Origin of the sequence: Streptomyces sp. NPDC091279 (assembly GCF_044757465.1) — a bacterium.
GTDB lineage: Bacteria > Actinomycetota > Actinomycetes > Streptomycetales > Streptomycetaceae > Streptomyces.
Map to the genome: position 1 here is coordinate 513,979 of NZ_JBIVVA010000002.1, position 20,872 is coordinate 534,850.

Sequence of the window (20,872 nt, forward strand, 5' to 3'; positions counted from 1 at the left end):
TCGACCGGGGCCGCTGTGCGGCTACTTGAGGAGGGAGGCGTCGGCGGCCCGGGCCACGTCGACGTTCGGGTCGAGCACCCCGATGCCGTTCATGAGGTCGGCGACGCCCTGCACGGTCCGGTTCACCTCGCTGGTGACCGGCAGGAGTTGGCCGTAGGCGGCCGAGGCGAGCGTGGTGGCGACGGACGCGTCGGCGCCGTTGCGGGTCTGGATGGCCTTGGCGTACGCGGCCTGGTGGCTGGTCGTCCACTTCAGGGCGGTGCCGAGGCGCTGGAGGAAGTCCGCGAGGGCGGCCTTCTTCGGGGCGTCGGCGAGCGCCTTGTCGGAGGCGCCGATGAAGCCGTAGCCGCTGGTCCGGCCGTCCGCGCCGTCGATCAGGAGCCGGCCGCCCTGCTCCAGGCCGACCGCCTGGTAGACCCCGAAGGTCGCCCACGCCTTGATCTTCCCGGAGGCGAACGCGGCCTGCGCGTCCGTCGGCAGCAGGTACTGGACCTGGACGTCGGAGTAGCTGAGGCCGTTCTGCTTGAGCACGTTGGCCAGCAGGTATTCGGCGACGCTGCCCTTCGCCGAGGACACCACCACCTTCTGGCCCTTGAGGTCCTTGACGCTCTTGATGCCGGAGTTCTTGGAGACGACGATGCCGACGTGCCGGCCGTCGTTCTTCAGCGCGGCCACGTTCTTGAACCGCACCCCGCCGCTGAGGGCCTGGAGCGCGGGCAGGTCCGCCGAGTACGTCGTGTCGGCGGCGCCCGCCTGCACGGCCTGGAACAGCGGGGCCGCGCCCTCGAACTCCGCCCACTTCACGTGGTACTTGGCGCCCTTGAGGGCACCCGAGGCGGCGAGGATCGTCTGGAGGGTCTTGGCCTGGTCGCCGACGGTGAGGGTGACCTGGCCGTCGGCCGAGGTGTCGGAGGAGCCCGAGCCGCAGCCGGTCAGCGCCAGCAGGGCGGTGAAACTCAGTGCGGCCAGGGCGAGTCGGCGGATCACGAGGGGGTTCCTTCCAGAGTGCGGGTGACGCCGAGCCAGCCCAGCAGGCGGGCGCGCAGGGCGACGAAATCGGGGGCGGTCAGGTCACGGGGGCGGGGCAGGTCGACGGTCACCTCATGGGCGATCCGGCCCTCGTCCATCACCAGGACCCGGTCGGCGAGGAGCAGCGCCTCCTCCACGTCATGCGTGACGAGCAGGATCGCGCAGCCGTGCGACGCCCACAGCTGGGCGACCAACTGCTGGACCTTGCCCCGGGTCAGGGCGTCCAGCGCCCCGAACGGCTCGTCCAGGAGCAGCAGTTCGGGCTCCCGGACCAGGGCGCGGGCGAGCGAGACGCGCTGCGCCTGGCCGCCGGAGAGCGTCTTGGGCCAGACGTCCGCGCGCTCCCCGATGCCGACCTCGTCCAGCGCCCGGCGCGCCCGTTCCCTGTCGGGCCGCCCCGGCAGGCCGAGGACGACGTTGCGCCACACCTTCAGCCAGGGCAGCAGCCGGGGCGACTGGAACGCGGCACTGCGCCGGGCCGGCACGGTCACCTCGCCGCCGATCTCCTCGTCGAGACCGGCGAGGATGCGCAGCAGCGTCGACTTGCCGCAGCCGCTGTGCCCGAGCAGGGCCACGAACTCGCCCTCCCGGATGTCGAGATCCAGCTCGTGCAGCACGGTGTTGCCGTCGAACGACCGTGAAAGTCCGCGTATCTCAATGCTGTTGGCCATCTCTACGCCTCGCCCTCGAAGTTGGCCCGCCAGGTCAGCAGCCGACGTGACGCGACCCGCACGGCGAAGTCGCAGGCGAGACCGAGCAGCGCGTACACCGCGAGGCACAGCACGATGATGTCGGTGCGGAAGTACTGCTGGGCGTTGCTCATCAGGTAGCCGAGGCCCGCGTCGGCGTTGATCTGCTCGGCGAAGACCAGCGCCAGCCAGGCGGTGGACAGCGCGTACCGCAGCCCCACCAGGGCGCCGGGCAGCGCGCTCGGCAGGATCACATAGGTGATCAGCCCGAACCGGCCCAGGCCCATCATCCGTGCGGCCTCGATGAGTTGGGAGTCGGTGGAGCGGATGCCGCCGTAGATGTTGAAGTACAGCGGGTAGGTCACACCGAGCGCGACCAGGGCGATCTTCGGGGTCTCGTCGATGCCGAACCAGACGATGAACAGGGGGATCAGACCCACCCAGGGGATCGCCCGGAACATGCCCATCGAGGAGTCGATGACGTCCTCGCCGAGCCGGAACAGGCCGGCCAGCAGGGACAGGACCAGCGCCACGGAGGCCCCGATGAGGAAGCCGACGGCGGCCCGGCGGCCCGACGCCGCGATGGCGGTGGGGAGTTCACCGTCGCGCGTCAGCTCCACGGCCTGCCGGATCACGTCCACGGGGGAGGCGAGCACCGACTCCGGGAGCAGTCCGGTGGCCGAGGTGAGGAACCACAGCAGCACGAGGCCGACGGGTCCCGCGGTCCGGCGCACCGAGCGGGGGACGGTGAGGCGGCGGGCGGAGGTGGCGGCGCCGCGGATGGTGACGCGGGCGTCCGGGGGCGGCGGGGCGGGCGGCGCGTCCTGGGCGGGCGGTGCGCTCGCCTCCAGCGGTTTCGTCGTCATGGTGAGGTTTCCTTCTCGTGCCGGGCGGGCTCGGGCCCGGTGGCGGCCGGGCGGGCGGGGTCGGCGGACCACGCGGACCAGGAGCCCGGGAAGAGCACGGCCTCGAAACCGGCGATCTCCAGCGCCGCGATCTGGTGCGCGGCGGTGACCCCGGACCCGCAGTACACGCCGATCCGCCCGGCCGGCCCCGCTGTCGCGCCCTTCGCCGCGAAGCGCTCCCGCAACTCCTCGGCCGACCGGAACCGGCCGTCCGCCGTGAGGTTCTCCCCGGTCGGCGCCGACACCGCGCCCGGGATGTGCCCGGCCCGCGGGTCCACCGGCTCCACCTCACCCCGGTACCGCTCACCGGCCCGCGCGTCCAACAGCAGCCCGGTGCGGGCGAGTTCGGCGGCGCCGTCGGCATCGGTGGTCGGGAGCCCGCCCGGCCGCAGCACGATGTCGCCGGGGGCCGGGTCCGCGGGAACGCCGGTCTCCACCGGGAGCCCGGCCGCGCGCCAGGCGCCCCACGCCCCGTCGAGCAACGTGACGTCGTCGACGCCCGCGTACCGCAGCAGCCACCAGGCGCGGGCCGCCGCCGTGTTGCCGAGGTCGTCGTGGACCACCACGGGGCGACCGGCGCGCACGCCCCAACGCCGGGCCGCCGCTTGCAGATCGGCGAGGTCGGGCAGCGGATGCCGACCGCCCTCGGCGCTGGCCGGGGCCGCCAGTTCGCGGTCCAGGTCGACGTAGACGGCGCCCGGGATGTGGCCGTCGGCGTAGTGCGCGCGGCCGTGCGGGTCGCCCAGCGCCCAGCGCACGTCGAGGACGACGGGGGGTTCGTCCCCGGCGAGGGCGGCGCGGAGTTCCGCGACGCTGGTCGTCACGCTCATGCCGGGCCCTCCGCGATCAGCGGCAGCTCGGGGGAGAGCCGCAGCCGCTCCAGGAACCGCACGACCGTCGCGGCGGCGGTGCGGTGCAGGGCGTCGTTGAGGACGTCGTGCCGCCCGCCGTGGAAGGTCACCAGGCGCGCGTCGGTGTCCGCGTAGACCTCGCGCGCCGTCGGCAGCGGGCTCACCGTGTCGTCCGCGCCGTGCAGCGCCAGCACCGGAACCCGCACCAGGTCGAGCCGGAGCGACGGCAGCCGCACGGGCCCGGCGAGGGCGCCGCGCCGGAACGCGGGGTCGTTGGTCAGCCTGCCCTGATGGGTGGGGCAGGCGGTGCGCGCCTCGGCCTCCGCCTCCCAACTCCCGCCGCTCCAGGGGCTGGTGGGCAGCCCGGCGAGGATCAGCGCGTCGATGCCCGGGACGTCCTCGGCGGCCAGCCGGACGGCGTAGGAGGCGCCGGTGTCGGAGCCCACGAGCACCTTCGGGCCCGGCAGGGACTCGTCCGCCAGCAGCTTCGCGGCCTCGTCGAGAACGCCGGGGTCGGTGGACGGGTCGCCGAGGGCACGCACCCGGTAGGCGTCGAAGGCGAGGCGGCGGCCGAACCGTTCGTACACACCGCCGTGCTCACCGCGTCCGGCGAGCACGATCAGGGTGCCGCGAGCGGCCAGACCGTCGGGTTCGTCCCAGGAGAAGGGCGAGGAGGAGAAGGACATGACAGAGCAACTCCCGTGAGGGGGGCGGGAAAAGAAGGGCAGGCGAGGGAAGGAGGGGCGGGCCCCGGCAGCCATCACGACCCGGCGACCAGTGACCAGTGACCAGCGACCGGTGACCAGTGACCGGCGATCACCGACTACCGACTACCGACTACCGACTACCGACTACCGACTACCGACTACCGGCCACCGACCAGTGATCCGTTTGTGCGCGGCGATCAGTGGGGCGGGCAGGCGGCCGGACGGCGCGAGCGCGCCGGGCCGGAAAGGGGGAAGGTCGCCGTGCGGACGGCGGAAGGGTTCAGCGACAGCGCGCGCTGCACGCCACGCCGAAGTCGATGACTCGGCGCTGCGTCAGAAGGGCAGCAGATGCGGTCGCGGGCAACATGCGTCCATCATGACCGGCCACCACCGACACCGTCCAACGATGTTTCCGCATCGAAACCGATCAGCTCTCGCGATCGATCGGCGAAGCGGCTACCGTCGCCGACATGCCCCAACCCGTGCTCGACCTCGTGGCCCTGCGCAGCCTGACCGCGATCGCCGACCGGGGCGGCTTCCACCGGGCCGCCGAGGCGCTCGCCCTGAGCCAGTCCGCGGTCAGCCAGCATGTCCGCCGACTGGAGAAGACGCTCGGCCAGCCCGTCGTCGAGCGCGAGGGCCGCGGCACGCGGTTCACGCCCGCCGGGCGGCTGCTCCTCGAACAGGCCCGCCGCATCCTCGCCGTCCACGACGAAGCCGTTCGTACTCTGCTCGACGTCGATGTCGACACCGTCACCATCGGCTCCACCGAGCACGCCGCCGACCAGTTCCTGCCCCGGCTGACTGCCGCCGTGCTCCAGGCCAGGCCCGGCTGCCGGGTCCGGTACCGCATCGACCGCTCCGCCCGGCTGGTGGAGGCCGTGGAACGGGGCAGCGTCGACGTCGCCGTGTACGTCACCGAGGCCGCCGCCACCGAGGGCACCCCCGTCGGCGGACTCCCGCTGACCTGGCACGCCACGCCCGGCTGGCGGCGCCCGGCCGCGCCCGCGCCGGTGCCGTTGATCGCCGTCGAGGACCCGTGCGCGATCCGCCGCCGGGCCATCGCGACGCTCGCCGCGCACAACGTGCCCGCGACGGTCGTCGGCGACGCGGGCTATCTCGCGGGCGTCCTCGACATCGCCCGCACCGGCCAGGGCGTCGCCCTGCTCGCCTCCGTCGGCCCGGCCCCCGACGGCCTCAGCCCCTACGCCGACCTGCCCGCCGTCACCCCCATCCCGATGAGCGCGCTGGCCCGCAGGGGCGCGGACCCGGCGACCGTGGAGGCGACGTTCACCGCGGTACGGGAACTGCTGGGCGCGGGCGCCGAGGAACACCGGGCGGGCTGACCCCGCCCTCGTGCCACGCGCCCCGAGCCGTTCCGCCCGGCCGCGCGGGAGGAGTTTCCTGGACGGGGCAACCTCCGGCGGGGGCCAGGCGGTTACCCGTGCGTGCATCCCAACACCTCTGTGGCATCACCTCGCCAACGCCGCCCCCGCAAGCCGCTCGCGACCATCGCCCTGCTCGCCGTCGCGATCCTGCTGACCGGCTGTTCCTCCCCGAGCGGCTCGGCGGGCCCGGGCGACCCGGACCCGGTCGCGGCGGCCTCGGCGACGAAGGGCTCGGCGACGAAGGGTTCGGCCGGGCGGTCCGGCGAGAGCACGCCGGTCTACTCGTACGCGAAGGCCGTCCGGGAGACCGTCTGGGTCGACGCCGGCCTCGACAGCGACGGCGACGGCACGAAGGACCGGGTCGCCGTCGACATCGTGCGCCCGCGCGAACCCGCCGACCAGGGCCGGAAGATACCGGTCATCATGGAGGCCAGCCCTTACTACTCCTGCTGCGGACGCGGCAACGAACAGCAGAAGAAGACCTACGACGCCGACGGACGACCGACCGGCTTCCCGCTCTTCTACGACAACTACTTCGTCCCGCGCGGCTACGCCTTCGTCGCCGTCGACCTCCCCGGCACCGGCCGCTCCGACGGCTGCACGGACGCCGGCGGACCCGTCGACATCCAGTCCACGAAGACCGTCGTCGACTGGCTGAACGGCCGCGCCCACGCCTACACCACCCACACCGGCACCACACCCGCCCAGGCCACCTGGACCGACGGCGCCACCGGCATGATCGGCAAGAGCTGGGACGGCAGCATCGCCAACGGGGTCGCCGCCACCGGCGTCGAAGGCCTCAAGACGATCGTCCCGATCAGCTCCATCTCCACCTGGTACGACGCCTACTTCTCCCAGGGCGCCCTGCTGGCCGGCAGCGCGCCCACGCCCGCCGCGCTGATCCGCACCGTCGAGACCGACGCCGCAGGCGTCCGCTGCTCCGCCGTCAACCGGCCCCTCGGCGACGCGGCCGCCAAGTCCGGCGACTGGTCCCCGATGTGGGCCGAACGGGACTACCTCGCGCACGCCGACAAGGTCAGGGCCAGCGTCTTCATCGCCCACGGGCTGAACGATCTCACCGTCCGCACCAAGGAGTTCGGCGCCTGGTGGGACGCGCTCGCCAAGAACGGCGTCGCGCGCAAGATCTGGCTCTCCCAGACCGGGCACGTCGACCCCTTCGACTACCGGCGCGGCGCCTGGGTCGACACCCTGCACCAGTGGTTCGACCACGCCCTCCTCGGCTACGACAACGGCATCGACCGCGCCCCGATGGCCGACATCGAACGCACCCCGGACCACTGGACCACGGACGCCGTCTGGCCACCCAAGTCCACGGCGACCACCACCCTCGACCCCGGCCGGGGCACAGAGGCCGGGGTGGGCACCCTCGGCACCGACGCCGGGGACGGCACCGCGACGTTCACCGACGACCCGGAGGTGAGCGAGGCCGACTGGGCCGCGCACGTCGACGAGCCGACCAAGGCGAAGTCGGGCTTCGTCACCGGGACGTTGGCGAAACCGGTGCGCGTCTCCGGGGCCGCGCGGGTCACGGTCACCGCCACCGCGACGACCACGTCCGCGAACCTCACGGCGATCCTGGTCGACCTCGGCCCGGCCACCGTCCGCGACTACCGCTCCGAGAACCTCGGCATCTCCACGCTCACCACGAAGAACTGCTGGGGGGCCAACACCGCGCAGGACAGCGCCTGTTACCAGAAAACGGTGGCCGACACCACCCACGTCACCAGCACCGTCCTCAGCCGGGGCTGGGCCGCGCTCGGCACCGCCGACTCCGCCACGAAGGTCCAGCCGCTCACCCCGGGCAAGCCGTACGAGCTGACGCTCACGCTCGGCAGCACCGACCATGTCGTCCCGGCGGGCCACCGGCTGGCCCTGGTCGTCGCGGGCAGCGGCAAGAGCCTCCTCTACCATGGCGCCGAACGGCCGACGATCACCCTCGATCTGGCGCACACCTCGCTGCGGCTGCCGGTGGTCGGGCAACCGAACTGGCCCGCCACGTAGTTCCCCGGGTGTGGCGGACCCAGGACGACGGCGAGGGCAGAGCGGCGTGGAGCAGGTGGAGACGGCGGACACCGAGTGGAGTTTCGAGGAGTTCGTCGCCGCTCGCGGAGACCGTCTCTACCGGTCGGCGTGGCTGCTGACGGGCGACGCCCACGCGGCCGAGGACCTGCTCCAGACGGTGCTGGCCAAGGTGTGGCCCAAGTGGTCCCGGATCGCGGGCGACAACCCCGAGGCGTACACCCGCCGAGCGCTGATCAACACCCACGCCTCCTGGTGGCGCCGGCGCTGGCGGGGCGAGACGCCCACCCGCGAACTGCCGGACGCCACCGGGGCCCGGGACGTCTTCGCCGACGTCGACCTGGAACAGTCGCTGGCCGGCGCCATCCGGCGGCTGCCACCGAGGCAACGGGCCGTCGTCGTCCTGCGCTACTTCGAGGACCTCAGCGTCGAGGAGACCGCACACCTGCTGGGCTGCCGTCCCGGCACGGTCAAGAGCCAGGCCGCCAAGGCCCTGGGGATGCTGCGCCGGCACCTCGGTCCGGCGCAGCACCTATTGGAGGTCGGTGACCAGCCGTGACACACCCGCGTGAGGACAGGGAAGAACCCGAGGGCGAGGAGGCGCTGCGGGTCATGCTGGCCCGGATCACCCCCTCGGGCACCCACCCCGGCCGCATCCGCGAGATCCGGCACCGCGTACGGGCCCGGCGGCGCCGCCGGATCGCCCTGACGAGCGCGGCGGCGCTGACGGTGCTGGGCGCCATCACCGCACACACGCTCCTCTCACCCCGGGCCGGGAACAGCACCACGGCGACGCCCACGGCCTCCTGGGCCCCACCGGGCTTCACCGACCTCCCCCTCTCCGACGCCCCCGCACCCCGCCCCGCCGGCTGGCACAGCGAGCCGCTCCCGAACGCCGAACCGGGAACGGCCGTGGTGGCCACGTACCGCCCGAAGGCCACCACGTCCCCCCTCAGCCAGATCCCCCGGGGCGGAGCCCTGGTCCTCTACACCCAGGCCGAGCCCGGCTCCCCCCGCGTCGCGGTCCGCCGCCTGGACCACCTGGAGACCTGGTGCCACCGAGCGGGCGGCACCCAGGAACTGATCCGCGTCCCCCGCACGACCGACGCCCCCCAGACCCCCCGCACCGGCTACGCCTGCCTCAACACCCCGTCCCCGACCCTGATCGAGGAAGCCACGGAGATCCTGACAACGAGGAACGTGAGCGGTTGAGGCGGGGCTGAGGCTTTCACCCGTCGGCTGTCCGGGCCGTCCCGGTCAGGACTGGGCCAGTTCCCGGAGTTTCCAGAACTCGTCCACTTCGACCGGCTCGGCCGCATCCGGCTGCCCCGACACGAGGTCACCCGGATACTCCCTCAGCTCGGTCAGTGCGGCACTGGGCAGCAGGCCTCGGTCGTACGCCTGCTGCAAGCGGTCCAGCCAGACCAGACCGGCCCGATAGGCGTCCAGATCCGCAGCGTCGCGCGCCTCGAAGCTGGCCGCGCCGTCGGTGTCCGAGGCCCACAGGTATCCCAGCGTCCCGTCTTCACCGAGAACCGGCACATACCGCACCGGACCGGAGGTCTGTCGTCCGTACCCAGCCGTGAACTTCGGGGTCTGACTGAAGACGCCGTTTCGATAGGGAATCTCGAAGCGCCCCCATACGTCGGACGGGGTGCCGTCATCGTCCTCGAAGTGGTTCTCGGCCCCAGATTCTGTCGCGACTGCGAACCAGGTCGCGTCCTCCGGATCGATCTCCACGTCGAGAAGCCGGGAAATCTCTGCCAGGGCCGAGGCCAGTCGCGGGCGGTTCGCGGTGAACACCGCTTCCTGTTCGCGCCCCCGAAGATCGAACGGCATCCAGGCATCGGAGAACGTCGTCAGCCCCACCTGGAAGAAACCCTCGGACACTTCGACGGTGAGCGCGAACATCCCTTCCACCGGGACCGCGCCGGTACCGGTCTCCACGACGCCGTCGCACGACGCGAACAGTTCCACCCCACCGATCTCACCGTCGGCGAGACGTCCCTTGACCCGCGCCACCAGCGCTTCGGCGGCCCCGGCATCCGAGACCAGCGCGCCGACAGGGAAGTCCGCCCGTACGAGCACGCTCCGGCGACCCGGTTCGGGAACCACTACGCTCACGCGCCCACCATGCGGAGTTCCGAGGCGATACCGGTCGAGCACTCCGAGCGCCAGAGAAAACCTCCGAACGGCCTCCCGCACCAGATCGGTCCGATGCCCACTCTCTCCCCACGACCATCGCGCGACGGGTGTACTGGCGATCAAGACCGTCCTTCTGGCATGAAGCTGGCGCCGGGCGGATACAGGTCCCGAGTGCCGGGCTGTTTTTGTGTCGGCGACGAAGATCTTGACGTCGGCATCGGAGTCCGGGAGCTGCCGGGGTGTTATTCGTCTTCGCCGGGGTGCGATGTTAGGCGAAGGGTGAGTTCCGCGCTGGCCAGCATCCGGGTAATATCGATCGGAAGGTTGGAGAATTCCTTTCGCACTACATCGGCTGGGTCAATGCGCCGGGTGAGAGAATCCTTCCCCATCGCCTCGATGACATATCGATACCCGCGGGGCGTGCTGGGATCTTCTGCGATTCCCCATTGTGCTCCATGCCTCTGAATAAGATAATCGGCGACGTAGGACATCAGATCGGCATGCAGAGTGATCCAGTCTGATTCTTCAAATTCACCCAACGGGGCACGTGAAACATAATCCTGAAGAGCTGGGATAAGGCTCATTGGATCGCGGGTATAGATCTCAGAATCCACTCCGAGCATGTCAGCCACGTCGATAATGTTCCGGCGTCCACCTTCAATCCATTCTTGAAGATTCGCTTCGCTCGCCTTGCTCACGCCTTGATCCTTTCATTGACGCTACTTTTTTGGGGCAGGCCCGTACTCGACGAAAATTATTCGAGCCTGGATGAGATAGTTCCTCAAGGCCTCTGACGGGGGAGCGTGCAGGAAGACCCAGCGCGGATCGAAATTCGGGTCCATTCGACGGAGGGCCAGATCCTTGTTGATCTGCTGAATCAGGCCGCTACTCAGAGGGACCTCGCCCTTCACGACTCGAGTGGAGCCATCCTTGAGCGTGATTGTTCGCCATTCAAGGTAGTGCTTCACTTCCATTGCGAGCGTGCGACCGTCCGGCATATCCACCGGAACATCGACGTGGCGCCCACCTGGCGTCTCTACAGGGTAATAGGGGTGGTCATGGGTCGGCACGGGATAGTGCCGTTCCGGCGAACCCCCCATCATTTCGCGGAGAAAGTCCTCCGCCCCCTTGTACCGATCTCGTCCGTGGCGCATGGCGCGCATCTCACGAAGGGTACGCTCCGCCCTGCCCGGCGGAAGCTCACGGGGGGTGTGCTGGGTGTCGAGGTTGGAATGGCCGTGCTGGTGGGGGTCAGCCGAGTGGCCTGCCTGTTCCGTGGGCGAATCGGGTGCTTCGTGAGAGTTATTACCGTCGTGATCGGTCGCGCCATGCTCAGTCGCGGGGTTGGAATCGTGATCGCTGTCTACCTTCCCCCGGGAACCGTCGTTGCCGGCGTGCGCCGCGTCGTCCAGTCCGTTTCTGCCGGGGACTCCGGGATGATTGCTGCTCCTACCGGACGACGACTCGTTGTGGTGGCCGCCCGTGCCGTTCGCGTGGGAACCGCCGCCTCTGGCAGGGCCGTCGGTGTGGCCTGCGTGCGACGGAGCGTCCGCCTGCCCGCCTCTGGCCGGAGTGTTGCTGTGGCTGCCCTGGGCGGTGTTGTCCAGGGCGTTGCTGGGCGTGTGGTGGCCCACGTCGTCCCCGGGTATCTTGCCGGGACGGGTTTCGGGCAGGTTGTCGGCGGTGCGGGCCGGGTCGGAGATGTCGCTGCCCACTCGGATCACGTCGTCGCCCGTGCGGCCGCCCACGCTTGCCAGTTCGCGGAGTTCGACCTTGGGAGCATTCTCGGCGCGCTGGTAGACGCTGCCGTCCTCCTTGTAGAGGTTGCCCTTGGGGTCCATGTACTTCGCGGGGCTGTCGTCGAAGGGCAGCTTGACCGTACCGGCGGGCAAGGTGATGGTGCCCTTGGGCAGCGCGATGGTGCCGTCGCCGAGTTTGATCGCCCCGTCCGGAACCGCAGAGCCCTCGGGCAACCGGACCGTTCCGTCCGGCAGCTTGAGAGCGCCCTCCGGCAGGCTGAACGCACCCTCATTGATCTTCGGTATCTCGAAGTTGCCCAAGTCCTTGAGGCCGGCCATGACATCGCCGATCTTCGAGAGGCCGGCGCCGGCACCCTTGAACACGTAGGTCATGGGGTCGATCGCGCGGCCGGCCTTGCTCGCGAACGAGAGAGCCTTGGCCACCACGCCGGCTTTGCCCGCCCCGGACACCGCACCGCCCGTGCCGCCGGTGAACACGGTGGTCAGGACGTTGAACGTGACCGCACCCGCCGCACGGGAGGGGTTCGTACCCCACTGATCCCAGGCCACCAGCGCCTTGCCGGTCTCCTTCATCGCTGTACGGGAATCACGGAGCCAGGACGGCAGTTCTTCGTCGTCAGCCATCCAGAATGCCGCTCCGGCACCCGGAACGGATGTGATCACCAGGCCCGTCGCGAGTTTCGCGAGGCCCATCCAGGCTTGCCCGGCCGCGTCCCAGCCGTCGAACCCGACAAGGGTGCCCAGTCCTTTGATGGTGGCCCACCCACCATCGACGAAGAATCCCTTGCCGAAGTCGTACGCGTGCTCCCACACCTGCCACCACGGGACCGATTCCTCGACCGCCTCACCCCATGGCAGGCTCTTGGAATGCTTCAGGGCCTCGGCGTCGTATCCATACATGCCATCGCCGTGAGAGCCGTCGTCGACCTTCAGCGGTGTGCCGCCCACCAGTGCCACGATCGTGTCGTGCGCGTGCCGCTCGGCGGCCTGGAACTGGGACCACACCTCGGCGATCTTGTTGCGCCGGTCGAGGTTCTCATCGACGAGATCCCCGTCCTCGTTCCACTTCTCGTCGTCGGCGACCTTCGCCTGGAACGACTCCGCCTCGGCCTTCAGCGTCTCCAATTGCTTCACCAGCGGGCGGATCTCGTTCGCGTACGTGCCCAGCGCGCCCCCGATGGTGCACATGTCGGAGCTGAACGAGAGCGTGATGTCCACGACCGGCTTCGTCACCGCGAAGAGTTGCTCCGCCTCGGGGGCCTGGTAGTACGCCGACATCCCCCCGAACGTCGTGTGCACGGACGAGCCCGCGTCCGCGAGCGCGCCGCCGTCGCCCGACAGTGACTTCACCTTCTCGTCCAGCACGGACAACTGCCCGGTGAACACGGGTACTTCGGCGGGGTTGACCGGTGCGTTGCTCACTTGTCGCCCCCCGCCGCATCCCTCAGCTGGTCCAGTCGCATGTTCTTGGCCGCGTCCTGGGCGTGCTTCGCCGCGGTCAAGTCGCCCTCGACATACTCGTTCGTCGCCTTCGCCGCGCCCAGCAACGCGGCCTGAATCCGTTCCCCCATGGCCTTGAGGTCCGTCTGACGCTTCTCCAGATACTGGCTGAGCGCCGCGCCCACGGGACCTGTCGAGCCCCTTTGCGACAACGGCACCTGCCCGGTCGGCACCGGACCCTGCATGGTGGGTGTCGGCAGCGCTGCTGCCGACCCCGGCACTGCCGTACCGGCCGCGTACGCCGCCTCCGACACGTGCGTCATCAACGTCCTCAGAGCCTTCTCCAGGTCGCCCGCCCGCTCACCCGTGAGCCTCAGCTGGCCCTGCACACCCTGCGGTTTGATGTCCCACGACGTCATAACTCCCCCGTAAACCCTGCGAGCCGGCTGGATCAGCCGATGTCGTCGACCGCGGACTTCGCCCGTGTGAGCGTGTGGTGCGCCGTCGCGTCGTTCTTCTCCAACGTCGTCCGCAGCAGGTGGATGATGTTCTTCACCTCTTGCGATGCGTTCTGCCAGCGCAGTTCCTTGGCGTGGTAGTCGTCGGCCACACCGTCGGCCGCGAAGTCCGACATGGCGGCTTTCACCTGCGCGTCGCGGGCGGTGATCACCTGTTCCAACTGGCCGATGACCACCTGGATGTTCCCCTGCGCCTCGCTTGAGGCTCCCGTGTCGTACGACCGACGGTCCGTGTCTCCGGCCATCACTGATCACACTCCCCGTGTGGTTGAAGGTTCGAAAGCGGCTCAGCGGCCGGAGAAGCGGGCAGCGTCGAAGTTCCCCGCTCCCATCTGCGTGCGGGCGTTGTCGCCCTGCTCCAGGTCGCCGGAGCCGAAGGCGCGCTCCATGCCCGACTGGCCACCCAGGATGGCCGACAAGGCGGCGTTCAGTTCCTTCGTGATCTCGTCCGACCGAGTCTTGAACGAGTCGAACGCGACCTTACCCTGACCGTTGAACTTGCCCTCCAGCGGCTGCGCCGCGTTGAGCAGCTGCTGGATCAGCGTCCCCAGGTCGGTACTTGAGTTCTGCGACCCTGACATCAGGTTTGTCAGAACCTGTGTCCCCATGTCGAACTTCATACCGTTCCCCCGCATGCTCGACTGATGATATCTATCTCTTTTTATCAACTCATGTCGCCGCGGCAAGCGGCAACTAGCTTTCTGTGACTGAGCCCTGACACAAGGGTAGGGCCCTCACGCTCCCTTCAGATGTCGCACGAGCCGCTCGAAGTCGCTCCATCCGGACAGGTCCGAGGGGTCTCCGGGCAGCGGGTAGTACAAGGCCGGTCGGGCCTTCGGGCCCAGTCTGAGCGGCTGTTGCGGCAGAGGAGTACGCCACGCGCGGTCGTCCGGCAGGGCGTGGACCTCCTCCGCGCCGAGGACGAAGGCCAGCGGCACGCCTGGTCCCTCGAAGCGTGGTGGCACCGCCAAGTCCCTTCGAGCCTTGCGCAGTTGCACAAGCATCGACTGGAGGCGGTGGCGGGTGGCGAGCACCTCCGCCGCTCTCGGCAGCGCGTCCCGCGGGACCTGCTCGTCTGCCCCGTAGCCGAACGCGAGCGTGACCTCCTCCTCCACGCCGGCCTTCGTTCGCTTGACGCGGACCGTCGCGAGGCCAGGGCGTTCCGGACTGCCGACCACCACGAACCAGCTCGGTTCGGGCGCCCGCGTGAACGCGACGTCGGTCAGCCGCCCCGGAGACCAGGGCAGAGTGGCGGGCTCCGCGCTGCCCCAGCCGACCGGGGGCTCACCGGTGAGTTCACGCCACACTGCCTCCAGCGCGCCCCCGAGGATCAACCGTTCGTCTGCGGGGTGGACCGTACGGAGGGTGACGGCCAGCTGTCGTTCCCCGGTGTCCGTGAACTCCTGGTACGAGGCCGCCACCGGGGTGTGGGGATCGTCCTCGGTGGCGTCCGGCGAGGTCACCGGCGCGAACATACCCTCTTGCCAGCGCAGTACCGCGCCCGAGCGGCCGTCGTAGTAGCCCTCCCGTTCGTCCTGGACGACCCAGCGTGAAGGCCAGCCGGGCAGGGTGTCCCGTACGGCTGCGGAGAGTGTGGTTCCCGCCGGGGTGACGATCTGGAGGCCTCGCTCGGCGGCGGCGACGGCCCTGAAGGCATCGGAGAGCCAGGCGGTCATCGCGATCACGGGCCGGTCCATGATGACGACGGCCACCTTGTCGGTCAGGACGTCGACGGCCGGCTGCGCGGCGGCGGGCACGGGCGCGACGCTCACCCCCTCGGACGCGACCACTCCGACGGAACGTACGGCCCGCGGGGGCCAGGCGGTACCGCCGGCCAGGGCGGCGAGCCGGGCGGCGAACGTGTCTGCCAACCGCTCGGCCTCCGCGACACCGGTCGTGGCGCGAGCCTCCGTCCACCAGAAGGGAACCGGCGGCGCCGCGCTGCCGAGCAGCCGCTCGGCCTCGCCGGGGACCTGCACGAGCAGCGGTGCCTCGATGGAGACCAGCGGCCTGCCCTCCTGGTCGCAGAGCTGCACGACGGCCCCTTCGCCCGCAGCGTCCACCAACTTGTCGGGCCCCCCGGACAACAGACCCACGAGCACGCTCCAGGGGTCGGGCATCCGTGGCGTGAGGGCTATGACGTCCTTGGTCATGTGGTCGACCGGTCCTTCACTTGGGGGTGTACACGGTCTGGATGAGGCGGTTGGACTGGCCTCTGCGGACGAGGACGCCACGGCCGGCGGGCTGCTGAGAGGCGTACACCCCCGGGAACAACTGGCCCTCGCTCCGCTCGCCCGCCATCAGGACGGCCGAGGCGCCGGACTCGCGCAGACCTTGCACCAGAGGCTCGTACATTCCGCGCGAGGCACCCGCGACGCGGCGTGTCAGCACGAAGTGCAGGCCGATGTCCACTGCCGACGGGATATAGGGGAGGAACGGGTGGAGCGGTGTCTGCCCGGCGGTGGTCAGCACGTCATAGTCGTCTACGAGCACCACGATCCGCGGGCCGCCACCCCAGTTGCCGGGCTCAAGGTCCTCCAGGCGGGCGCTGTCGTCGGGAAGCCGCCGCTCCAGCTCGGTGGCGATGCCGTTGGCCAGACCCGCACACATCTTGGCGTTGTACGCGTAGCCGCCGTTGAACTCCTCCGGTACTGCCCCACGCAGGCCGCGACGCGGGTCCATGATGGCGAAGACCAACTCGTCCTCGCCGTAGCGCTCGATGAGGCCGTCGGCGACGGTCTTGAGGAGGTTCGTCTTGCCGCACTCGCTGTCGCCGAGGACCAGGAGATGCTGGTCATGCTGGAACAGGTCGAGGAGGACGGGCGCCAACGCGTTCTGGTCGAGGCCGATCGGCACCCGGCTGGGCTCGGAGACCGGGCCCGGCAGCAGGTGCGGCTCGACCAGGTGAGGCAGGACCCGGACCGGCGGCGCGGCGTCTCCGCTCCACGTGGCGCGGACCGTACGGGCCGTGCGCTCCAGGACTGAACCCAGCTCGGAGGTGTCGCTGAGTCCGTCCGTGCGCGGCAGCGCCACCTGCGCGAAGAGCTTGCGGTCGGTGAGGACACGGCCGGGCTCGTCGGCCGACAGTGTCTCGGCGAGTTTGCGCTCGATGCTGGACTCGCTGGGGTCGTTGAGCCGCAACTCGACGCGGGTGCCGAAGTTCGACTGGGTGGCGATTCGGACGTCGTTCCAGCGGAGCATGCCCGCGACGATGTGGATGCCGTAGCCGCCACCACGCTTGAGGATGTCGACGACGGCATCGTCGAGTTCCTCGAAGTCGTCCCGCAGCGCGCCGAAGCCGTCTATGACGAGGACGATCTCCGCGGAGGCGAGTTGGGGAAGCCGGCCGGCCGCGTGCAGGGTACGCAGTTGTTCGACGGAGTCGATGCCGTGCAGGCGGAAGAGGTCCTCGCGGATCGCGAGCATGTTCCGTACCTCCTCGACGGTACGGGCCGCGCGTTCACGATCGGCACGTCCCGCGATCCCGCCGACGTGCGGTAGACCGGACAGGGCCTGGAGGCCGCCGCCGACCAGGTCGAGGCCGTAGACGCCGACCTCCTGCGGGGTGTGGGTCAGCGCGAGAGAGAGAACCAGGGTGCGCAGGAGGGTGGTCTTGCCGGACTGGGGGCCGCCGATGACGGCGGCGTGACCGCCCGCGACAGTGAGGTCGAGATACCACTCGCCCTGCCACTGCCGGGTCGGGTCGTCGAGCAGACCGAGCGGCACCATGAGGCGACCGCGCCGCTTGGAGAGCTGCATGCCGCGCACGCCGACGTCGAGCGGTCCCGCGACCGTGTCCAGACAGATCGCGGCGGGCAACGGGGGCAGCCAGATACGGCGGACGGCCGGGGCGGCGTTCTCCAACTGCCCTACCACGACGCCAAGTTCGGTCGGCCCGGTCTCGCGGCGTCGGGTCGACGGTTCTTGAGTGCCGGGGGACTCGGACCTGGAGAGGGTGTTGAACGCTTCGTACTCAAGGGCGAGAGGGCCGCTGTCCTCCTGTTCCGCATGCTGTACCGGGCCCCGGTACGCGCCGGAGACATAGCTGGCCTTGAAACGTTCGTAGTGGCTGGTGTCGACCTTGAGGTAGCCGAAGCCGGGCAGCGGAGGAAGGTGGAAGGCGTCCGTGGTGTCCAGGACCGTGCGGGACTCATCGGCGGAGAAAGTACGCAGACCCAGGCGGTACGAGAGATAGGTGTCCAGCCCCCTGAGCTTGCCGCCCTCGATGCGCTGGCTGGACAACAGCAGATGCACGCCGATGGAGCGTCCGATCCGGCCGATGGACAGGAACAGGTCGATGAAGTCGGGCTTGGCGGTGAGGAGTTCACCGAACTCGTCGATGACGACGAAGAGATGAGGGAGCGGGTCCAGGTCGAGCCGTCGTTCGGCACGCAGTGCGGCGTAGTCCCCGATGTCGGCGACGTTGCCCGCGTCCTTGAGGACCTGCTGGCGCCGCTTGACCTCACCGGCGAGTGAGGCGTGGACGCGCTCGACGAGACCAGCCTGGTTCTCCAGGTTGGTGATGACACCGGCCACGTGCGGCAGTTGTGCGAATGGCGCGAAGGTCGCGCCGCCCTTGTAGTCGATGAGGACCAGGGCGAGGTCCTCCGGAGGGTGCGTGGCGACCAGGGCGAGGACAAGGGAGCGAAGCAGCTCGGATTTCCCGGAACCGGTGGCGCCGACGCACAGACCGTGCGGGCCCATGCCCAGCTCGGAGGATTCCTTCAGGTCCAGCAGTACGGGTTCGCGGGAGTCGTTGACCCCGAGAGGCACGCGCAGGAAGGCTCGTTCACCGCGCGGAGCCCACAGCCGCGCCAGATCCAGCCGGGCCACGTCGTCGATACCGAGAAGGTCGGCGAAGTCGACGGGGCCGGACAAGGGTGCGTCGACCAGGGACTCGGCGGAAAGTCGCAGGGGCGCGATCATCCGGGCGAGGCCCTCGGAGAAGGGGACGTCGACCTCGTCCACGATGCCGCGCGCGCTGATCGGCTCGTCCTCGCGCAGATCCTCGACCAGGACTCGGTCCTCATCGACGGTGATGCGGACGCTGACCTGACCAGGTTCCTGCACCCGCTGTTCGAGCAGGTGGAGGACGGTGACGCCCATCTCGGAGAGGCCGACGGCTTCGTCGGGGCGCGGTAGTTCGACGGCGTCCTCACGGTGTCCGTCGGCGACGACGAGCAGCCGGGACGTCATGGACAGGGCGTCCTTGCCGGACAGCCCACGACGTACCTCGGCGGCGTAGGAGGCGCGGCGGCGTAGTTCGGAACCGATCTGTCGGGCGAGCAGGGGTGTGGAGGGAGCGATCCGACGGGCGGCAACGGGGCCGTCGAGCTGTTCGGTGTCGAGTAGGTGTGGCATCCACTTGGCCCACTCCCAGTCGGGGAGCCGGTCGCCGGGCACGGCCAGAGCGAGCGCCACGTCGTCAGGGGCGTGCAGGGCTGCGGTCTGGACCAGCAGGGCGCGCGCGACGCGCAGACAGTCCTCGCGGGGGCCGATGACGCTGACGTTGCCCACCCGGTCCAGCGGGACGGTGAGCGGTAGTTCCGTTCCGTTGCGGAAACGGGCGGTCAGTGCCGACGCTTCGTTGAGCATGAAGCGGTCGGGCGGGGTGAGGACGGAGGAGCCCTGCTGGCCGATCTGAAGAGCGCGCACGGGCATCTCACCGGTGCCTGCGCGAACCCGCAGGAAATCGCCGTCGACTCGCCGCCGTTCCCACAGTCGGGCAGGGTCGCGGACGATGTCGTACAGCGCGTGCGGCGGGGGATTGAGCACGTCGGCGTGCTCGCCGCGCGCGCGTTCCTCGTCGGTGAGTTCTTCGCGCAGGTCCTCCAGGTAGGCGAGGTAGGCCTCGCGCTGGGTACGGCGGGTGCGCTGGGCCTTGCCGCGTTGGGAGAAGACCAATGCGAGCGAGCCGACGACGGTGACGAGCAGGATGATGGCGCCCAGCCCCGCGAACTGGCTGTTGCGCACGACCGTCATCATGACGACGGACGACATGACTCCGGCCACGGGCAGCAACGACATCGCGACGTTCCCCGCCTTCCCCTCGGGAAGGTTGGGCGGCGCCTCGATGGTGCGTGCGGCGGGTGCGGCCGGGGGTCTGACGGTCCTGGCCGGGCGGTGGATCAGTCGGGTGGTCATCGTCGTCCGCCCCTCACGGTCGGGTTCGGCACGGTCGGATCAGGCATCTTTGTCAACGGCGCTTCTGGGACAGCGAGAAGACCTCGGCGGCCAGCCGGGTGGCAGTCTTCCTGGTCGAGTGGGCGAGCAACTCGGTACGGAGTGGGCCGCCGGCCGCCAGATGACGGTCGTACGGCAGGACGTGGACGCTCGCCCTGGTGGTCTGGAGGGCGCGGACCGCCTCGGCGAGGTTGATTCCCGGGTGCGGTGTCTGCTGGGTGAGGACGACGACTGTGCCGGTGATCATGTGGGGCGGCAGCCCCTGCATCCACTGGAGGACCGCGTACGTGCTGGTGATGCCTTCCAGGGTCGCGGGGGCGGTGAGGACGCGGGCCTGGGAGGCGGACAGCGCGACCCTGGCGACTTCGGCAGGCAGCGTCTCGCAGTCGACGACGGTCACGCCGAAGTAGCGGCGCAGCGCTACCATGGCCCGCTCGTAGGAGCCGGTACTGAGCATCGCGCCGATCTGGCCCTGGCTGCCGGGCAGCAGCCAGGCGTTGTCACGGAGCTGGACGAGATAGCCGGTGACATCGAGCAGCGACATCTGGGGCTCGATGATGTCCGCGAGGTCACCGGTGGTCCAGCGCAGAGTCTCGGCGCCGAGCCGTATCGACAGCGAGCCGAGGGCCGGGTCGGCTTCGACGAACAGCACGGGGTCCTGCCGGTAGTGGGCGTAGGTGGTCCCCAGCAGTGCGGCGACCGTGGATTTTCCTGCGCCGCCGCGGATGGAAGTGACGGCGATCTGGCGGCCGGTGGTCACGGGCTGTTGGAGCAGCTCGGCGACCCGGGTGACCTCGGCGACCTCACGGGCGGTGGACGAGGAGACGTTGCGACGCACGGTGCGTAGGGCGCGGGCGGCGAAAGACTCACCGTGCCGGGGCTTGCCCGCTGTTTTGGCGAGGTTCCGGTCGATCGCGGGGCGGGACTCAGGAGTACGTACGGTCGGGCCCGGTGGCTGTGGAACGTGGGCCTGGGACGCCGCCGGTCGGGCCGGGTGCGCGGGAGGCGCGGCCTGCGGTGGAGTGTCTTGGGGCGGAGCCCCGGAAAGAGGGGTGCCATCGGTGCCCGGAGCGGATGCACCGGCCTGCGACTCCGGCTGCCGGAGCCCCGCCGCTCCCGGCCCCCGGCTCGGCAGCGGTGCTCCGCCCTTGAGATCGCGCAGGACATCGCCTTGCCAGTTGTCTCCGTTCGGCATTCCTGCCCCTGCCCCTCTTCTT

The 20,872-nt window shown here is 70.1% G+C and carries 18 protein-coding genes; 4 read left to right on the forward strand and 14 right to left on the reverse strand.

Features of this window, described 5'->3' with window-relative positions; translation table 11 throughout:
- Positions 1-21: 21 nt before the first annotated feature.
- Genes ACIQOU_RS05835 through ACIQOU_RS05855 form a run of 5 tightly spaced genes read right to left on the reverse strand, consistent with a single transcriptional unit; the run spans position 22 to position 4,160 of the window.
- A complete protein-coding gene (locus tag ACIQOU_RS05835) occupies positions 22-987 on the reverse strand; it encodes an ABC transporter substrate-binding protein (RefSeq protein WP_401534187.1) in 966 nt (321 codons plus the stop codon).
- A complete protein-coding gene (locus ACIQOU_RS05840; protein WP_401534189.1) occupies positions 984-1,700 on the reverse strand; it encodes an ABC transporter ATP-binding protein in 717 nt (238 codons plus the stop codon). Before ACIQOU_RS05840 ends, ACIQOU_RS05835 begins: the two co-directional genes overlap by 4 nt.
- A gap of 2 nt (positions 1,701-1,702) precedes the next feature.
- Complete coding sequence (locus ACIQOU_RS05845) at positions 1,703-2,584, reverse strand: ABC transporter permease (protein ID WP_401534191.1); 882 nt, start codon at positions 2,582-2,584, stop codon at positions 1,703-1,705.
- On the reverse strand, positions 2,581-3,453 hold the full coding sequence (locus ACIQOU_RS05850; RefSeq protein WP_401534193.1) for a sulfurtransferase: 873 nt from the start codon (positions 3,451-3,453) through the stop codon (positions 2,581-2,583). Before ACIQOU_RS05850 ends, ACIQOU_RS05845 begins: the two co-directional genes overlap by 4 nt.
- Complete coding sequence (locus ACIQOU_RS05855; protein WP_401534194.1) at positions 3,450-4,160, reverse strand: alpha/beta hydrolase; 711 nt, start codon at positions 4,158-4,160, stop codon at positions 3,450-3,452. Before ACIQOU_RS05855 ends, ACIQOU_RS05850 begins: the two co-directional genes overlap by 4 nt.
- Positions 4,161-4,651: 491 nt before the next feature.
- On the opposite strand from ACIQOU_RS05855, the gene ACIQOU_RS05860 reads away from it, so the two are divergent.
- The 4 genes from ACIQOU_RS05860 (at position 4,652) to ACIQOU_RS05875 (ending at position 8,821) form a co-directional block, all read left to right on the forward strand.
- A complete protein-coding gene (locus ACIQOU_RS05860; protein ID WP_401534196.1) occupies positions 4,652-5,527 on the forward strand; it encodes a LysR family transcriptional regulator in 876 nt (291 codons plus the stop codon).
- A 120-nt stretch (positions 5,528-5,647) separates the two neighbouring features.
- Positions 5,648-7,591, forward strand: coding sequence for a Xaa-Pro dipeptidyl-peptidase (locus tag ACIQOU_RS05865; RefSeq protein ID WP_401534197.1), 1,944 nt, complete (start codon positions 5,648-5,650; stop codon positions 7,589-7,591).
- Positions 7,592-7,637: 46 nt separating this feature from the next.
- Entirely contained in the window at positions 7,638-8,168 is a 531-nt protein-coding gene (locus ACIQOU_RS05870; protein WP_401534198.1) for a SigE family RNA polymerase sigma factor, read from the forward strand.
- On the forward strand, positions 8,165-8,821 hold the full coding sequence (locus ACIQOU_RS05875) for a hypothetical protein (RefSeq protein ID WP_401534200.1): 657 nt from the start codon (positions 8,165-8,167) through the stop codon (positions 8,819-8,821). Before ACIQOU_RS05870 ends, ACIQOU_RS05875 begins: the two co-directional genes overlap by 4 nt.
- Before the next feature lie 45 nt (positions 8,822-8,866).
- Here ACIQOU_RS05875 and ACIQOU_RS05880 read toward each other — a convergent pair whose 3' ends face one another.
- The 9 genes from ACIQOU_RS05880 to ACIQOU_RS05920 form a co-directional block, all read right to left on the reverse strand.
- On the reverse strand, positions 8,867-9,733 hold the full coding sequence (locus ACIQOU_RS05880) for a hypothetical protein (RefSeq protein ID WP_401534201.1): 867 nt from the start codon (positions 9,731-9,733) through the stop codon (positions 8,867-8,869).
- A gap of 263 nt (positions 9,734-9,996) precedes the next feature.
- Positions 9,997-10,452, reverse strand: coding sequence for a hypothetical protein (locus ACIQOU_RS05885; protein ID WP_401534203.1), 456 nt, complete (start codon positions 10,450-10,452; stop codon positions 9,997-9,999).
- 21 nt (positions 10,453-10,473) lie between these two features.
- Positions 10,474-12,936, reverse strand: coding sequence for a hypothetical protein (locus ACIQOU_RS05890; RefSeq protein ID WP_401534204.1), 2,463 nt, complete (start codon positions 12,934-12,936; stop codon positions 10,474-10,476).
- Positions 12,933-13,373, reverse strand: coding sequence for a DUF6507 family protein (locus ACIQOU_RS05895; RefSeq protein ID WP_401534206.1), 441 nt, complete (start codon positions 13,371-13,373; stop codon positions 12,933-12,935). Before ACIQOU_RS05895 ends, ACIQOU_RS05890 begins: the two co-directional genes overlap by 4 nt.
- 32 nt (positions 13,374-13,405) lie before the next feature.
- Positions 13,406-13,717: a pore-forming ESAT-6 family protein gene (locus ACIQOU_RS05900; protein WP_401534207.1), complete on the reverse strand. Its 312-nt coding sequence runs from the start codon at positions 13,715-13,717 to the stop codon at positions 13,406-13,408.
- Between the two features lie 42 nt (positions 13,718-13,759).
- Positions 13,760-14,092, reverse strand: a complete 333-nt coding sequence (locus ACIQOU_RS05905; RefSeq protein WP_401534209.1) for a hypothetical protein — start codon at positions 14,090-14,092, stop codon at positions 13,760-13,762.
- A 114-nt stretch (positions 14,093-14,206) separates the two neighbouring features.
- The gene (locus ACIQOU_RS05910; RefSeq protein WP_401534211.1) at positions 14,207-15,625 is read right to left on the reverse strand and encodes a DUF6177 family protein; all 1,419 of its coding nucleotides are present in this window, start codon (positions 15,623-15,625) and stop codon (positions 14,207-14,209) included.
- Between the two features lie 16 nt (positions 15,626-15,641).
- The gene (gene eccCa, locus ACIQOU_RS05915; protein ID WP_401534213.1) at positions 15,642-19,616 is read right to left on the reverse strand and encodes a type VII secretion protein EccCa; all 3,975 of its coding nucleotides are present in this window, start codon (positions 19,614-19,616) and stop codon (positions 15,642-15,644) included.
- A 52-nt stretch (positions 19,617-19,668) separates the two neighbouring features.
- Positions 19,669-20,850, reverse strand: coding sequence for a MinD/ParA family protein (locus tag ACIQOU_RS05920; protein ID WP_401534215.1), 1,182 nt, complete (start codon positions 20,848-20,850; stop codon positions 19,669-19,671).
- Positions 20,851-20,872: the final 22 nt, after the last annotated feature.

Excerpts from the sequence above, each read along its gene's own strand:
- ACIQOU_RS05840 (WP_401534189.1), bottom strand. The coding sequence starts at position 1,700 with ATGGCCAACAGCATTGAGATACGCGGACTTTCACGGTCGTTCGACGGC.
- ACIQOU_RS05845 (WP_401534191.1), bottom strand. The coding sequence starts at position 2,584 with ATGACGACGAAACCGCTGGAGGCGAGCGCACCGCCCGCCCAGGACGCG.
- ACIQOU_RS05850 (WP_401534193.1), bottom strand. The coding sequence starts at position 3,453 with ATGAGCGTGACGACCAGCGTCGCGGAACTCCGCGCCGCCCTCGCCGGG.
- ACIQOU_RS05855 (WP_401534194.1), bottom strand. The coding sequence starts at position 4,160 with ATGTCCTTCTCCTCCTCGCCCTTCTCCTGGGACGAACCCGACGGTCTG.
- ACIQOU_RS05860 (WP_401534196.1), top strand. The coding sequence starts at position 4,652 with ATGCCCCAACCCGTGCTCGACCTCGTGGCCCTGCGCAGCCTGACCGCG.
- ACIQOU_RS05895 (WP_401534206.1), bottom strand. The coding sequence starts at position 13,373 with ATGACGTCGTGGGACATCAAACCGCAGGGTGTGCAGGGCCAGCTGAGG.
- ACIQOU_RS05900 (WP_401534207.1), bottom strand. The coding sequence starts at position 13,717 with ATGGCCGGAGACACGGACCGTCGGTCGTACGACACGGGAGCCTCAAGC.
- ACIQOU_RS05905 (WP_401534209.1), bottom strand. The coding sequence starts at position 14,092 with ATGAAGTTCGACATGGGGACACAGGTTCTGACAAACCTGATGTCAGGG.
- ACIQOU_RS05910 (WP_401534211.1), bottom strand. The coding sequence starts at position 15,625 with ATGACCAAGGACGTCATAGCCCTCACGCCACGGATGCCCGACCCCTGG.
- eccCa (WP_401534213.1), bottom strand. The coding sequence starts at position 19,616 with ATGACCACCCGACTGATCCACCGCCCGGCCAGGACCGTCAGACCCCCG.
- ACIQOU_RS05920 (WP_401534215.1), bottom strand. The coding sequence starts at position 20,850 with ATGCCGAACGGAGACAACTGGCAAGGCGATGTCCTGCGCGATCTCAAG.